Source organism: Mesorhizobium ciceri biovar biserrulae WSM1271 (assembly GCF_000185905.1).
Classification (GTDB): Bacteria; Pseudomonadota; Alphaproteobacteria; order Rhizobiales; family Rhizobiaceae; genus Mesorhizobium; species Mesorhizobium ciceri.
Genome location: NC_014923.1, coordinates 2,414,203 through 2,428,515, shown reverse-complemented (window position 1 = coordinate 2,428,515; position 14,313 = coordinate 2,414,203). Strand labels below are relative to the sequence as shown.

Below are 14,313 nucleotides of genomic sequence, written 5' to 3'. Positions count from 1 at the left end.
AGACTACCCAATGAAATGCCTGAGCAACCCCGCCGAAGCGACCCCGATCAGCACGGTCGGCAGCATGGAAAACCGCGTGGCGGCTGCCAGAGTAACAGCCAGCGCCAGAAGATCCGCCGGGGACTTCGATACAAAGGCCGGTGCGATGACAGAGATCAGCACGCAGCCGGGCGCAGCTTCCATCACAGCCGTGGCACGGGCGCCCAGCGTGCGGTTGCGCAGGACGACATAGCCGCCGATCCGCGTCAGGTAAGTGACGCCGGCCATCAGCACGATGGTGAGAAGGGTCACGGCATCAATCATGCATCACCCGCCATCAGCCAGGCCGCGACCAGACCCGACATGGCGCCGGCGGCGACATACCAGGCACCGGGAACGAAGAGATAGACCAGTGCTGCAACGACCAGGCTGACCAGCCAGGGCCGCGCCGCCGCCATACCCGTCCACATGCCGCGCATCAGCACCAGGAAGACAGCCGGGAACGCCATGTCAAAACCATAGGTCTCGACATGGCCGAGCATCGGACCGAGCAAGGCACCCAGCGTGGTGAAGGCCACCCAGGTGAGATACATCGCCAGCGCCGCGCCCATATAATAGCGCGGGCTGAAGGCCGGCGTGATGCCGGCTGCAGCACGCAGTTTGGCATCGGCCAAGCCCAGCGCCCAGCTTTCATCGCACATAAGGAAAAGCGCCGGAAACACCTTGCGCCGTGGCAGGTCGCGCAGGAACGGCGCCAGTGCCGCACCCATCAGCAGGTGACGGCTGTTGACCAGGAAGGTGATGGCGACGATGAGCACGATGTGCGGCGGCGACGTCCACAACTGGATCGCCGCGAATTCCGAGCCGCCGGCGAAGTTCAGCCCTGTCATGGCAGACAGTTCGACCGTGCTCAAGCCTTTCTGCGTGGCCTGGGCGCCAAGCACCAGCGCATAAGGGATGGTGCCGAACAGCACCGGCGCGCAGGACGCCACGCCACGGCGGAATTCGGATTTCGAACCATCTGCCACCGTCTCGACTGCCTGTGAAATGCTCATGTGTCTTCATCGGCTGACCTCGCGGCCGCCGCTTCCCTGCGTTTGAAATCAACTGATGTCGGCAGCAAACATACCGAAATCGGTCCGCAATTTGGTTGCGGAGATTGTTGTATTTCGCCCAATTCTGGCATTTTATGTTACAAATTTTCGAATAGATGGAATCTGTAGCCATGAAGCTGGATGAGATCGACAAGCGGATTCTGCGGGCGCTGCAGCGCGACGGCCGCATGGCCAACAATGATCTGGCCAATGAGGTCGGGCTGTCGCCATCGCCTTGCCTGCGTCGCGTGAAGCTGCTGGAGGAAGCCGGTGTCATCGACCGCTACGTCGCCGTGCTCAACCCGGCCAGCATCGGCAAGGGTCTGACCTTCTTCACCCGCATCTGGCTGAAGACGCAGGACGAGGACACGATCGAGCATTTCGCCACCGAAGTCGCCAAGCTGCCGCAGGTGATGGAGTGCTATCTGATGCTCGGCGATTGCGACGCCATGGTGCGCGTAGTGGCGGCCGGCATCGACGACTACCGCCGCTTCCAGTCGGAGCATCTGAGCCGCATCAAGGGCGTGCAGAACGTCAAGACCGACGTCCCCAGCCAGACGATCAAATACACGTCGGAACTGCCGATCTGATCTGCTGAAAACGGCGTCGGGCCAGACTGGATAAAAAATGCAACCGGATTGTAGGATCAGCCTCGCTGCCGGCGTCCTTCGGATGCAAGCAGCGCTGAGCGCTGCCCTCTGGCATGGGAGATTTGAATGAGCTTTTCCTATCGTTGGGTCATCGTCGCGGCTGGCGCGCTGATGTCCTGTGTCGCCATCGGGACGATGTTTTCGCTGGCGATCTTTCTCGAGCCGATGGCGATCGACACCAACTGGTCGCGCGCCGGCATTTCGAGCGCCATGACGCTCAACTTCCTGGTGATGGGCCTTGGCGGCTTCGCCTGGGGCGCGATATCGGACCGTTTTGGCGCCCGCATCGTCGTGATCTGCTCGGGCTGGCGCTGGTGCTGGCCAGCCGGGCCGGTTCGCTGCTGAGCTTCCAGATTACCTATGGCGTGCTGGTCGGCCTCGCGGCAAGCGCCTTTTTCGCGCCGATGATCGCGCTGACCACAGGCTGGTTCGACACCAACCGTAGCCTCGCCGTCTCGCTGGTCTCGGCAGGCATGGGCGTGGCGCCGATGACGATTTCGCCCTTCGCCCGCTGGCTGATCTCCGCCTATGACTGGCGCACCGCCATGTTCGACATCGGCATTACCGCCTGGCTATTGCTGTTGCCGGCGGTGCTGCTGGTGCGCCAACCACCAAAGCCCGTCATGGCCGATACCGGCTCCGCGCCGGTTGCCGAAGGCGCCGGCCTGACGGTCGGCAAGGCGCTGCGCTCACCGCAGTTCATCGTGCTGGGGCTGACCTTCTTTGCCTGCTGCGCGGCGCATTCCGGGCCGATCTTCCACATGGTCAGCTATGCCATGCTGTGTGGCGTCGCCCCCATGGCAGCGGTCTCGATCTACAGTGTGGAAGGCCTGGCAGGCCTCGGCGGCCGGCTCTTCTACGGCGTGCTGGCCGACCGGCTGGGCGTCAAGCCGGTGCTGATCGCGGGCCTGGCGATCCAGGCGATCGTCATTGCCGCCTATCTCTCGATCAGCCGGCTTGAGCAGTTCTACATGCTGGCCGTTATCTTCGGTGCCACCTATGGCGGCGTCATGCCGCTCTATGCGGTGCTGGCGCGCGAATATTTCGGCCAGCGCATCCTCGGCACCGTGTTCGGCGCCGCCACCATGCTGTCCAGCCTCGGCATGGCGCTGGGCCCGCTTGCCGGCGGCATGGTGTTCGACGCCTACGCCAACTATTCCTGGCTGTTCATCGGCTCGGCTCTTATCGGGCTCGGGGCGGTCGGCATCGCCATCGCGTTTCCGCCGCTACCGCGCAGGGAGTTGCAGCCGGCTTAGGCCGCGTCGATTTCCACACCTTGCTGGCCGGGCGCGCAATCAGCCTGGCCCGTTCGGTCCACTGCGGATCCTGTCCCCTGTTTCATCCGTTCCCCCTTGCGCGAGGCAGTTTACGGCCAACGTTTGCACCAAGCGATCTCGACTGAGCTCGCGCATCCAGTCCACGCCAGAGAGGACACCCTGATGGTCGCAAACTCGTTGCTTGGCGGTGCGGCCCTTTCCAACGGGCTTGGGCCTTGGGACTGGATTGCGGTGGCCCTGCTGTTCGGCATTGGCGGGCTGATCGTCTTCATGCTTTGGCCCTACCACCAATACACATTCCGCTTCGATCCCGAAGAGTTGCTTGATCAATATGTCGACGGCGACAGGCCGACGACGATGTCGGCCATGCGCCGCGCGCTTGCGCTTCGCATCAAGGCGGACATGGCCGGCAACTGGCGAATTATCCAGCGGCTGCGGGTGGCGCTGCAGATTGCGCTGCTGTTTCTGCTGCTCGATATCCTGGCCTGGCTTTTGGCGATTGCAGGCGTTTGAGCCGGAGGGCACACGGGTCCGCCACGGCCCGGCGCTTGCAGGACAGGCAACCCACGATGGATCGAAAAGCTTTCTTGAGCATTTAAGCTTTGGCTAATAGTAGCCCAGGAGAGAACCAATGAAAAAGACGCTGCTCATTTTGAGCCTGCTCATTCCGCTCTCGGCGTGCTCCCGTACAGAACAAGGCGCTGCCGTCGGCGGCTTGGGTGGCGCAGCAGTAGGCGCCGCGGTTGCCGGCGATCCTGTGCAAGGGGCGGTTGTTGGCGGTGCGGTTGGCGCGATAGCCGGGGCCGTCATCGGGCACGCCAGCGAAGCCGGCCAGTGCAGATATCGCGATCAGTATGGCCGGGTTTACGTTGCACGATGCCCGGAAGGTTACTGACCTGGAGGCGCGTGATCTCTTTCGATCACGCGCCTGCTCCGGAGGTGGGATAAGCGATGGGCTATCGGATCAAAGAACTGCTGGGTTGCTGGTTCGCCGTTGTCAGCGCTGCCGCGATGTATGCGGCATCCACCGCCGCGATCTCCGCCGCGCCTGTTGATGCCAAGACGATTGCCGATCACCTCTCATCGGTAAAGTCCATGTCCGGGGACTTCGTCCAGTCGGGTCCAAATGCGGAGAGGACCCGTGGCAGGTTTTTTCTACAACGCCCCGGCAAGATCCGATTCAACTATGCAGGCCAATCAGGGATCAGCGTGATTGCAGATGGCAAATCCCTGGTGGTTTATAACAGAAAGCTGAAGACATCGCGGCTGTATGCTCTCTCGAAGACGCCGCTTAAGCTGCTGCTCGACAATAAGGTCGACTTCTCCGGCAATCGCGTGAAAAGCGTCAGGGACGATGGCGCCCAAGTTACCGTCAAGCTGTCCGACAGATCGACCTTCGGCAATTCGAGCATCTCCATGGTGTTCGACAGTAAATCTCTCGATCTGCGCAGATGGAGCCTCACCGACGAGAAGGGACTTACCACAACGGTTAATATATCAAATGTGAAGCAGGGCGTTCGCGCTCCCGAGGGCACCTTCGTGATCGATTACACGGCAAACCGTGAATTCAACACGACCACGAAATAGCCGAAGCCGCGGGCATATTCCCTGGCCGGAACCAATGCGATCACCAGCGGTTTAGTCCATGAAGGGACCGGAACCGCAAAGGACGCGGCGCAATGATTGAAATTCACAGCATGGAAGCGGCCAAAGCCAGACTGCGTATAAGGAGAGCTGAGCACTCTTTGAAGTGCGCGAACGACTTGCTGGATGAGGAAGGTGGCGTCGCCCTCAATCTGGCATTGTGCAGCCGGATAAGAGCCGCGCAAAGGCACCTGATCGAGGCAAGGGCACGCCTGATGACGATCGATCCCGCCAGGACGAATTGACCCGCTGGTGGTCGCACGTCAACCCCTGAGCGATAGGTCTATCGTGGCGCAAGGCCCGGGCGGCGCTCGGTTCGGCGATGGTCCGGCCCTTACCCAAAAATCCGATCGCCCTGCTCGTCGACCAGTTGGATGCCCTTCTTGATCGAGATGTCGACGGCGTCGTCGAGCCCGGCAAAGCGGTCGGCGCGGATGAATTTGTGTTCCTTCACCACGCCGTCGATCTCCTTGGAGACGACGCCGCAGGTCTGGTACTGGCCATCGGCCTTGTAGGGCGTGGCGCTGATCAGAAAGCCCTTGTGCTCGACCTGCTTGGCTGGCGCTGCACTCGTCGGCTCAGCCGTCTGGGTTCCGCCGCCGCCACCGCCGAAAAGACGCTTCAGAAAAGACATCGGACTTCCTCCAACAGCATTCATCCCGCACCATGTAGAGTGACGCGGGATGAATTTCACTATCGGTCCTTGGGCCAGCGGGCAAGGGCTGCGTCCGGTCGGCTGGACGAGCTTACTTGTGCGACAGCGCTTCCAGCGCCTCGGCGGCGGCTTCGAGGATGGCGATGGCCTCGGCCTGCTTGTCGGCCGGGGCGTCGACGAAGTCGCCCAGAGCCGCGCGCAGCCGGTGACGGACTGCGCGGAATTCGTCGCGCGCTTCCGAACGATCCCCGCGGCCACCGCGGCCGCCACGACGCCCGCCCTCTTCGCTCTCGTCGTTCCAGCCGAACCAGTCGCGCGCCTTGGCCATTTTGCGGCCGAAGCGCTCAAGATGGTCGAGCACGCCGTCGATCATCTCGCGGTTGTCGGCGAGATGCGCCTGGCCCGCCTCGGTGATCGAAAACACCTTCTTGTTGCCGTCGGCGGCGGAGGCGGCATAGCCGGCCTCTTCCAGGAAGGTCAGCGTCGGGTAGACCACGCCCGGGCTCGGGCTGTAGATGCCGCTGGTGCGCTCTTCCAGGGCCTTGATGATGTCGTAGCCGTGACGCGGCGCTTCGGCCAGCAGCGACAGCGTGATCAGCTTGAGGTCGCCGTCGGCCAGCATGCGTCCGGCGCGGAACATGTCGCCCGGACCGCCGCGCCCGCCACCACGGCCGCCGTGGCCGAACGGGCCAAAGCCGCCGCCCCCTCTGCCACCGAATTTGCCGGCCATGTGCATGAACATGCGCTCGCCGAAATGACCGCGCCCGAAATGATTGTGTTTGTGCATTGATTGCTCCTTGAGTTGTATCTTACGATATATCTTAATTAGGCAAGTCAATCGATGGAGTCAAGATATATCTTACGATGTATCTGAATGCAGCACTAGCGGGCTCGATTTTCCAGTCTCGGCCGCTTCGTTGCGAACGGCGGCCACCGATAAATTCGGCTACCAGCGCCCCTTGCGCCGGTTCCAGGCATAGAGAAGATCGGCAAAGCGATCGTAGGCAAAGCGTGTCAGCGGCAAGGCAACCGGATTGCCGAACAGCGTCGCCAACCAGCCCTCGCCCGGCGTGACCTTCCATACCGCGATGGCGACATCGGCGCCGACCAGCAGTCGGCCCTCGGCATCGGTGGCGTGCAGCCGGCGGCGGATATCCTCAAGCGACGCGCCAAATCCGGCTAGCGCTGCCGGTTCAAAATTGATGTCTCGGAACTCGATCCGCCCAGCCTTGACCGCTTCGATCAGCCGCCGCTTCTGCCTGCTGATCCCGGCATCGCAGACCGGGCAGCGCGTATTGTACCAGACGGTCAACATAGTTCCGGCATTTGGTTGGTAGCGCAAACTTGAAGGACCACGAACGATCGGGCGCCGTCAAGACGTCGCTCGGTCGCTCGCGCGAAGGAGAATGTATCGGGCCAGCCGGTCCGGCCCTTCCGCTACGGGCTTTATCCGAGCGAGGTGACGATCTCGCGGTAGGCTAATTCGGGAAAGGCCTTCAGCGTCCGCGTCCTGACATTGCCGGCCGCCGCCAGCATCAGCGAGAAGCGCGCCAGCACCGCGTCGTCGGGCGCTTCGACCACCGCCACCATGTCGTATTCGCCCATGGTCAGGTAGAACGCCTTGAACGATCCGCCCATGTCTCCCAGCTGCTTTCTGGCGGCGTCGAGCCGCTTCGGTGACTCGCGCACGTTTCTGGCACCCTGCTCCGTCCAGTTCATCAGCACGATGTAGCTTGTCATGGCACACCTCCCTCCGGGGCCACGGAGCACGGCGGCTTCGCCGGGGCGGGCATCCGGCTTATCGCCCAGAAATGCATCCGACAGCGAAATTATCCTCCCGAAGGGCCCGGCCCGCAAGAGTGCGCCCCACAAACAAAAAAGGGCGCCATCGGCGCCCTTGAACTCTTTGCATCGGTAAGTCTCAGCTATCCAGGAAACTGCGCAGCTTGCGCGACCTGCTCGGGTGCTTGAGCTTGCGCAGCGCCTTGGCTTCGATCTGGCGGATACGCTCGCGGGTAACCGAGAACTGCTGGCCGACTTCTTCCAGCGTGTGGTCGGTGTTCATGCCGATACCGAAGCGCATTCTGAGCACGCGCTCCTCGCGCGGCGTCAGCGAGGCCAGCACGCGCGTGGTGGTCTCGCGCAAATTGGCCTGGATCGCCGCGTCGATCGGCAGGATCGCCATCTTGTCCTCGATGAAATCGCCCAGATGCGAATCCTCCTCGTCGCCGACCGGCGTTTCGAGCGAGATCGGCTCCTTGGCGATCTTCAAGACCTTGCGTACCTTTTCGAGCGGCATGGCAAGCTTTTCGGCCAGTTCTTCCGGCGTCGGCTCGCGGCCGATCTCGTGCAGCATCTGGCGCGAGGTGCGCACGATCTTGTTGATCGTTTCGATCATGTGCACCGGAATGCGGATGGTGCGCGCCTGATCGGCGATCGAACGCGTGATCGCCTGCCGGATCCACCATGTCGCGTAGGTCGAGAACTTGTAACCACGGCGGTATTCGAATTTGTCGACCGCCTTCATCAGGCCGATATTGCCTTCCTGGATCAGGTCGAGGAACTGCAGGCCGCGATTGGTGTATTTCTTGGCGATTGAGATGACGAGGCGCAGATTGGCCTCGACCATTTCCTTCTTGGCGATCGCCGCTTCGCGCTCGCCCTTCTGCACCTGGTTGACGATCTTGCGGAATTCCAGGATCGAGATCGCCGTTTCGGTGGCGAGGTTCTGGATCTCGGCGCGCAGGTCCTTGATCGCATCCTTCTCGTTCTTGGTGAATTCCTTCCAGCCGCGCGAGGTCAGGTTGCCGATCGAGCGCGTCCAGTTCGGGTCGAGCTCGGAACCCTGATATTCCTTCAGGAACTCTTCGCGACGCACGCCGTAGCTTTCGGCGAGCCTGAGCAGCTTGCCTTCGTTCTGCACCAGGCGCTTGTTGATGTCGTAGAGCTGCTCGACCAGCGCCTCGATGCGCGCCGTGTTGAGCGACAGCGACTTCACCGCCTTGATCAGCTGGTCCTTCAGCTCCTTCAGCCGGCGATCCTGGCTGGGCGACAGCGTGCCGGCCGCGGCCAGACGGTTCTCGACCTGCTGGTCCTGCAGCTTGCGCAGCTTTTTGTAGGTGTCGGCGATAACGTCGAGCGTCTCCATCACCTGCGGGCGGAGTTCCGCTTCCATCGCGGCCAGCGACAGGCTCGCTTCGTCCTCGTCTTCGTCGTCGTCATCCGTCAGCCCACGCGTATCGGCGCCGACATTGGTGATGTCGTCTTCGTCGTCGCGCGAACGGCGCGGCTTGTCCTCGACCTTGGCTTCCTCGACGCGCTCGACCACCGGCGCCTGCTTGGCCTCGGGGCCGGCATAGGTGGCTTCGAGATCGATGATCTCGCGCAGCAGGATCTTGGATTCGTTGAGTTCGTCGCGCCAGATGATGATGGCCTGGAAGGTCAGCGGGCTTTCGCACAGACCCGCGATCATCGTCTCGCGGCCGGCCTCGATGCGTTTGGCGATGGCAATTTCGCCCTCGCGCGACAAAAGCTCCACCGAGCCCATCTCGCGCAGATACATGCGCACCGGATCGTCGGTGCGATCGGTCGGTTCTTTCTTGGTGGTGGTGGCGGCGACCGCGGTGCCGGTCTGCTCAGCCAGCTCGTTGGCGTCTTCCTCGGCATCGGCCGCGGTGTCGGCGGCCTCGGGCTCCTCGCCCTGCTCGTCGTCCTCGACCACGTTGATGCCCATGTCGGACAGCATCGCCATCGTGTCCTCGATCTGCTCGGAGGTCACTTCCTCTGAGGGCAGCACCGAATTCAGCTCGTCCATGGTGACATAGCCGCGCTTCTTGGCGGCCTTGATCATCTTCTTGACAGCATCATCGGAAAGGTCGAGCAGAGGGCCATCGGTGGCGCCTTCGCGTTCGGTTTCGACCTCTTCCTTTTCCTTTGTCGCCATAGTCTTTATCTTCTCCTAGCGGCCGAACTTCAAAGCCGCGTAAGCTGTCGGACCAGTCAAATCGGATGCGCTCGCTTATGAAACGCGCTTCACCGGGCCAGTAACTGCATCAACTCGTTTCGTTTGGTGTATGTCGTTGCCCCAAAACCGGGTTTCCCCTTTTTGGGCGACATCCATTAAGTCCAGATTAACCCTGATATCTGTGGCAGGCGGGCTGCCTGTCCAGTGACCAGTACCTCACATCGCTTATTTCCCGTCGACGCGGGTTCGGGTTAACGTTTCGAATCGTCCTGATTCCGCCAATCTGCCAGAAGGTCAAGCGCCTCTCGCATGATTCGCATGAAAAAAGCGAATCAATTACCCGACTTAGCCCGTTACGCGCCATTTCGACGCGCAACGACGCTTTCTCAATTCACTCGCTTCCAACTAAGCTCGCCCTGCCCTGCCCGAGGAGACGCCAAACCCTTCGATCAGCGCTTCCGTGGCTTGCACATCCTGGAATTGCGCCTGAATTTCGATCAGGTGCCTGTAGTTTTCGTCTGTGGGATCGGTGGCGAGCGCCGCTTCCGCCTGTTTCAGTTCCTTATGTAAGGTGCGCGCGCTGCGCTGCAAGTGCAGCGCCTGGCTGAAAGCATCGCGGGCATCTTCAAGGGCGGCGGTCTCCAGCGCCGGCCATTGCCGCATCCGCCGGATCAACCCGACGGCCCGCTCCCAGATCTCGGCGCAGCCGGCGCGTTCGATCGTCGCAATCACCGCCTGCCGGTCATTGGCCATGTCATGCGCCATTGCATCGAGGATTGCCGCATGCAGCCGCCTCAGATCGGAGTTGGCGAGATCGAGAAACTCGATATGGGCGAAATTCTCGTCGATCAGTGCCGGATGGTTGACCAATGCGACGATGATCGTCGCCTCGCGCACCGACATCCCCTCGCCGCCGCGTTTGACCAAAGCCGACTGGCCGAGACTTTCGGTGATCGCAATGCGGCCGCCACCGCTCTTGGCGAACTGCCCGCCGGGAGCGGCTGCCTTGCCCTGGCCGCGCTGACCTGGCCGGCCGCCATCCTGACGCCCACTGCGCTGCGAGCCGAAGAAGCTCAGCACACGCTCGCGCATCTCCTGTTGATAATGGTAGCGGAGACTTTCATCGCGGATGCGGCTGGTCAGTTCGCGCAGCGTCTTCTCGAGCTCGGCCCGCCGCTCCGGCGTATCGAAGACGCCGCCCGCCGTCTCACGCATCCATAAAAGGTCGACCAGCGGCCGCGCCTCGGCCAGCACGCTACGAAACGCATCCGGTCCTTCGGCCTTGACCAGATCGTCGGGATCCTTGCCTTCCGGCAGCAGCGCGAAGCGCGCCGAGCGCCCGGCCTGCACAGACGGCAGCGCCATGTCGGCGGCCCGCCACGCGGCCTTCAACCCGGCCTTGTCGCCGTCGAAGCACAACATCGGCTCCGGCGCCATGCGCCACAGCAGCTCGAGCTGGTTCTCGGTGAGCGCGGTGCCGAGCGGCGCCACGACATTCTCGAAGCCGGCCTGCGCCAGCGCGATGACATCCATATAGCCTTCGACGGCGATGACCGTGCCGCCCTTGGCCAAGGCCTTGCGGGCGCGGGCGAAATTATAAAGCACGTTGCCCTTGTGGAAGAGCTCGGTGTCGGGCGAGTTCATGTATTTGGCCAGCGCATCGGGCTGCAGCGCGCGGCCGCCAAAGGCGATGATCTTCCCCCTGGAATCCGGGATCGGAAACATGATGCGGTCGCGGAACCAGTCATAGGAAACCGGGATGTCGTCGCCGTGGCGCACCAGTCCGCAGGCCTCGATATCGGCTTTCGGCACGCCCCTGGCGGCGAGATGCTCCTTCAGCGCATTGCGGCTGTCCGGCGCAAAACCGAGCCGGAACGATTGCTGCGTCGCCGGCGTCAGGCCGCGGTCGCGCAGATAGGCACGCGCCTTGGCGCCTTCCGGTCCCTGCAGCCGTTCCTGGAAGAAGGCGGTCGCCATCTCCATGACGTCGGTCAGGCTGGCGCGTTCCTTTTCGCGCCGCTCCTCCTGCGCGTCGCGGACCGGCATCGGCACCCCGGCCATGTCGGCGATCTTCTCGACCGCCTCGGGAAAGCTCATCCCGTCCAGTTCGGTGAGGAACTTGAAATGATCGCCCGAGACCGAACAGCCGAAACAGTGGTAGCGGCCCTTCTTGTCCTCGCAGTGGAAGGAAGGGCTCTTCTCGCCATGGAACGGGCAGCACGCCCAATAGTCGCCGCGTGGCGCATTGGTCTTCTTGCGGTCCCACGCGACGCGCTGGCCGATCACCGATGAAATCGGCACGCGGTCGCGTATCTCGTCGAGGAAGGCGGGTGGAAAGCGCATCGGGGAACTCGTTTCCCGATTATATAATCACGCCCGCGAAATCCGACGACCCTTAATGCGGGCCATACCCGGTTTCCACAGGCAAAAAGAAAGGCGGCCGTAGCGGGCCGCCTCCCTTTTCAATGTCCGGCAGGTGCCGATTAATGCGCGGCAAGCGCGCCGAAGATGACGCCGGAGAGGATGCCGACCAGCACATAGTCGTTGCCGACGCGGATCCATTCCTGGCCGCGGCCGGGGCGATGCAGGCCGTAGCGGCCATAGTCGCGGATCGGCTGATGGCGCTTCCAGCCGGAATATTTCTGGCCATGCCGCCAGTTGTTGCGCTTCACGACGACGACCTTCTTCTTGTAAACGCGCTTCCTCACATCGCTGTGGTGGCCGGGCTTCTGCCAGTCGACCTGGCTGTAGTTCGACTGCGGCGCGTTCGGCGCATTCAGCGGTGCGGCCTGGCCGGTGAGCGACGTGGCGGCCAGCATCGAGAAAGCGAGTGCGGAAAGGACGATGCGTTTCATGAGAAGTCTCCTTGGTTGTCGATATCGAAGCAGTAGCTGCCCATCGATGAACCGAAACTGAACGCACGCATTACAATTATGTAATGGATTCCTTGATTTACCCAAGGAAGCTGAACATGATCGCAAAGGCAGGAGCCAGTCGCACCGCAAACTCGGCCTATCCGCCGCTTCGCGCCCGCCCCGCAATGCAACCATTTGCGCGTCCGTCCATTCTCCGACACCGCCTGTCGCGCGGCAACGGCCCTTGAAATCGACAAGATTTTATTATCCGGCTAAAATATTCGAGCTATTATAAGTCACCGCCATGAACATGATTCGTTCCCTCGTTTTTCCTTCTGATCGCCACGCAAAACAGGGCGGGCGCCCTGTTTGCATGCGGGGGACGAAATGAGCGGGTCCGTCGTCCTTCTGCATCTGGCCGGCGCCGTGGCGCTGATGCTGTTTGCCACCCGCATGGTGAAGACCGGCGTTGAACGCGCCTATGGCGACGTGCTGCGCCATCGCCTCCGCGCCACCATGCGCAATCCGATCATGGCGGTGCTGGCCGGCACCGGCCTTGCCATCGCCCTGCAGAGCTCCACCGCCGTCACGCTGCTGGTCGGCTCCTTCGCCGGCTCTGGCATCGTCTCGGGCGCCGCGGGTCAATTGGCGGTGCGCGGCGCCGAGATCGGATCGGCGCTGGTGGTCAAGCTGCTGACCTTCGACCTCACCTTGCTGGTGCCGCTGTGCCTGATCACCGGCACGGTCATGTTCATGGCCACCGAGCGGCGCGACTGGCGCCAGTCCGGCCGCATCCTGGTCGGCATCGGCCTTCTGATCCTCTCGCTGGAGATGATCGGCCAGGCATCGGAGCCCCTGCGCAACAGCCAGCTCATGCCGGTCATCATCAACTACTTCTCGACCGATTCCATCACCGCCTATCTGCTGGCGGCACTGATCACCTGGCTGTTCCAGTCGAGCATCGCGGCGGTGCTGTTGATGGCGACGCTGGCAGGCCGTGGCCTGATCACGCCCGAACTTGGCGTCGTTCTCATCCTTGGCGTCAACCTCGGCTCCTCGATCATCGCGCCGATGCTGACCCGTTCGTCGAGCCCCGAGGTGCGCGTCGTGCCGATCGGCAATCTCCTGATGCGCGGGCTTGGCTCGCTGGTCATGCTGATCCTGGTCATGATCTTCAGGCCGCACTTCGCCTTTCTCGGTTCGACGGCGGCGGACCAGATCGTCAATGCCCACATCCTGTTCAATGTGCTGATCCTGCTCGCCGGCCTGCCGCTGGCAGGCTTCGTCTACCGCGCTTCGGAGAAGATCGTCGCACTTGGCACCAAGCCGGTGCCGGCCGCCTCGCTTGACGTCGTCGAGCTGTCCGCGCTCAACGAAAGCGCGCTCGACGTGCCGAGCCAGGCGCTGGCCAATGCCACCCGCGAGGTGGTGCGGGTCTGCGAGACGATCGAGATCATGCTCAAGCGTATCATCGAACTCTATGAAAGTGCCGACGCCGACAAGATCAAGGCGCTGGCCGCACTCGACGACCGCGTCGACCGCAAGCACGCCGCGATCAAGCTCTACCTCGCCAAACTGACCAGGAACCCGCTGACCGAGGACGAGGCGCTGCGCTGCCAGGAACTGATCGGCGCCTGCGTCAAGCTCGAGCAGGTCGGCGACATCATCGTGCGCAACATGCTGGTGCATGTGAAGAAGAAGTTCGAGCGCGGACTGGAATTCACCGACGAGGGCTGGGCCGAGCTGTGCGCCTTCCATGGCTCGGTTCTGGCCAATGCGCGGCTTGCCTTCAACGTTCTGGTGTCGCGCGATCCCGAGACCGCCCGTCAGCTGGTGCTGGAAAAGGACCGGCTGCGCGACCGCGAAAAGGAAACCAGCGCCAGCCATTTCGTGCGGCTGCGCGACGGCACCGCCAAGAGCGTCGAAACCAGCTCGATCCATCTCGACACCATCCGCGACCTGAAACAGATCAATTCGCTGCTGGCCTCGATGGCCTATCCGGTGCTTGAAGAGCGCGGCCTGCTGACGGGGTCGCGGTTGAAAGCGAGCTGAAGAATAGCAATCCCCCACGGGGCCTCCGGAGAGAGAGGAAGGGAGCGCGCTTGGATAGGTTCGCGCGCTTCCTTTACCCCGGCCATCTCCCCCACAAGGGGGGAGATTGGCGCTTCACCGCCTCGCCCCCACTGAAGAAAACC

The 14,313-nt window shown here is 62.5% G+C and carries 15 protein-coding genes and 1 pseudogene; 7 read left to right on the top strand and 9 right to left on the bottom strand.

Annotated elements, in window-relative coordinates; translation table 11 throughout:
* Nucleotides 1-3 precede the first annotated feature (3 nt).
* On the bottom strand, nt 4-303 hold the full coding sequence (locus MESCI_RS11695; protein ID WP_013530160.1) for an AzlD family protein: 300 nt from the start codon (nt 301-303) through the stop codon (nt 4-6).
* Entirely contained in the window at nt 300-1,034 is a 735-nt protein-coding gene (locus MESCI_RS11690; protein ID WP_013530159.1) for an AzlC family ABC transporter permease, read from the bottom strand. Before MESCI_RS11690 ends, MESCI_RS11695 begins: the two co-directional genes overlap by 4 nt.
* Before the next feature lie 170 nt (nt 1,035-1,204).
* Here MESCI_RS11690 and MESCI_RS11685 point away from each other — a divergent pair, with 170 nt between their 5' ends.
* The 6 genes and pseudogenes from MESCI_RS11685 to MESCI_RS11660 all read left to right on the top strand — a co-directional run bounded on the left by MESCI_RS11685 (nt 1,205) and on the right by MESCI_RS11660 (nt 4,889).
* Entirely contained in the window at nt 1,205-1,663 is a 459-nt protein-coding gene (locus MESCI_RS11685) for an Lrp/AsnC family transcriptional regulator (RefSeq protein WP_013530158.1), read from the top strand.
* A gap of 126 nt (nt 1,664-1,789) precedes the next feature.
* A pseudogene (locus MESCI_RS11680) lies at nt 1,790-2,979 on the top strand (MFS transporter).
* 183 nt (nt 2,980-3,162) lie between these two features.
* The gene (locus MESCI_RS11675; RefSeq protein WP_013530157.1) at nt 3,163-3,513 is read left to right on the top strand and encodes a hypothetical protein; all 351 of its coding nucleotides are present in this window, start codon (nt 3,163-3,165) and stop codon (nt 3,511-3,513) included.
* A 118-nt stretch (nt 3,514-3,631) separates the two neighbouring features.
* Nucleotides 3,632-3,895 carry a YMGG-like glycine zipper-containing protein gene (locus MESCI_RS11670; protein ID WP_013530156.1) on the top strand — a complete coding sequence of 88 codons (264 nt, stop codon included), beginning with the start codon at nt 3,632-3,634 and terminating at the stop codon, nt 3,893-3,895.
* Between the two features lie 56 nt (nt 3,896-3,951).
* Nucleotides 3,952-4,587 carry an outer-membrane lipoprotein carrier protein LolA gene (locus MESCI_RS11665; RefSeq protein ID WP_013530155.1) on the top strand — a complete coding sequence of 212 codons (636 nt, stop codon included), beginning with the start codon at nt 3,952-3,954 and terminating at the stop codon, nt 4,585-4,587.
* A gap of 92 nt (nt 4,588-4,679) precedes the next feature.
* Nucleotides 4,680-4,889 (top strand): hypothetical protein, encoded by a 210-nt coding sequence (locus MESCI_RS11660; RefSeq protein ID WP_013530154.1) that lies wholly within the window; start codon nt 4,680-4,682, stop codon nt 4,887-4,889.
* Between the two features lie 89 nt (nt 4,890-4,978).
* Here MESCI_RS11660 and MESCI_RS11655 read toward each other — a convergent pair whose 3' ends face one another.
* The 7 genes from MESCI_RS11655 to MESCI_RS11625 all read right to left on the bottom strand — a co-directional run bounded on the left by MESCI_RS11655 (nt 4,979) and on the right by MESCI_RS11625 (nt 12,118).
* Nucleotides 4,979-5,278, bottom strand: coding sequence for an HlyU family transcriptional regulator (locus tag MESCI_RS11655; protein ID WP_013530153.1), 300 nt, complete (start codon nt 5,276-5,278; stop codon nt 4,979-4,981).
* A 112-nt stretch (nt 5,279-5,390) separates the two neighbouring features.
* Nucleotides 5,391-6,086 carry a PadR family transcriptional regulator gene (locus MESCI_RS11650; protein ID WP_013530152.1) on the bottom strand — a complete coding sequence of 232 codons (696 nt, stop codon included), beginning with the start codon at nt 6,084-6,086 and terminating at the stop codon, nt 5,391-5,393.
* 159 nt (nt 6,087-6,245) lie between these two features.
* Nucleotides 6,246-6,614 carry a thiol-disulfide oxidoreductase DCC family protein gene (locus tag MESCI_RS11645; RefSeq protein WP_013530151.1) on the bottom strand — a complete coding sequence of 123 codons (369 nt, stop codon included), beginning with the start codon at nt 6,612-6,614 and terminating at the stop codon, nt 6,246-6,248.
* Nucleotides 6,615-6,745: 131 nt separating this feature from the next.
* Nucleotides 6,746-7,039: a GYD domain-containing protein gene (locus MESCI_RS11640; RefSeq protein WP_013530150.1), complete on the bottom strand. Its 294-nt coding sequence runs from the start codon at nt 7,037-7,039 to the stop codon at nt 6,746-6,748.
* Nucleotides 7,040-7,220: 181 nt separating this feature from the next.
* Nucleotides 7,221-9,242 (bottom strand): RNA polymerase sigma factor RpoD, encoded by a 2,022-nt coding sequence (gene rpoD / locus MESCI_RS11635; RefSeq protein WP_013530149.1) that lies wholly within the window; start codon nt 9,240-9,242, stop codon nt 7,221-7,223.
* A 426-nt stretch (nt 9,243-9,668) separates the two neighbouring features.
* Nucleotides 9,669-11,606 carry a DNA primase gene (gene dnaG / locus MESCI_RS11630; protein ID WP_013530148.1) on the bottom strand — a complete coding sequence of 646 codons (1,938 nt, stop codon included), beginning with the start codon at nt 11,604-11,606 and terminating at the stop codon, nt 9,669-9,671.
* A 140-nt stretch (nt 11,607-11,746) separates the two neighbouring features.
* Nucleotides 11,747-12,118: an RcnB family protein gene (locus tag MESCI_RS11625; RefSeq protein WP_013530147.1), complete on the bottom strand. Its 372-nt coding sequence runs from the start codon at nt 12,116-12,118 to the stop codon at nt 11,747-11,749.
* A gap of 387 nt (nt 12,119-12,505) precedes the next feature.
* Here MESCI_RS11625 and MESCI_RS11620 point away from each other — a divergent pair, with 387 nt between their 5' ends.
* Nucleotides 12,506-14,170: a Na/Pi cotransporter family protein gene (locus MESCI_RS11620; protein ID WP_013530146.1), complete on the top strand. Its 1,665-nt coding sequence runs from the start codon at nt 12,506-12,508 to the stop codon at nt 14,168-14,170.
* The last annotated feature ends 143 nt before the right edge of the window (nt 14,171-14,313 follow it).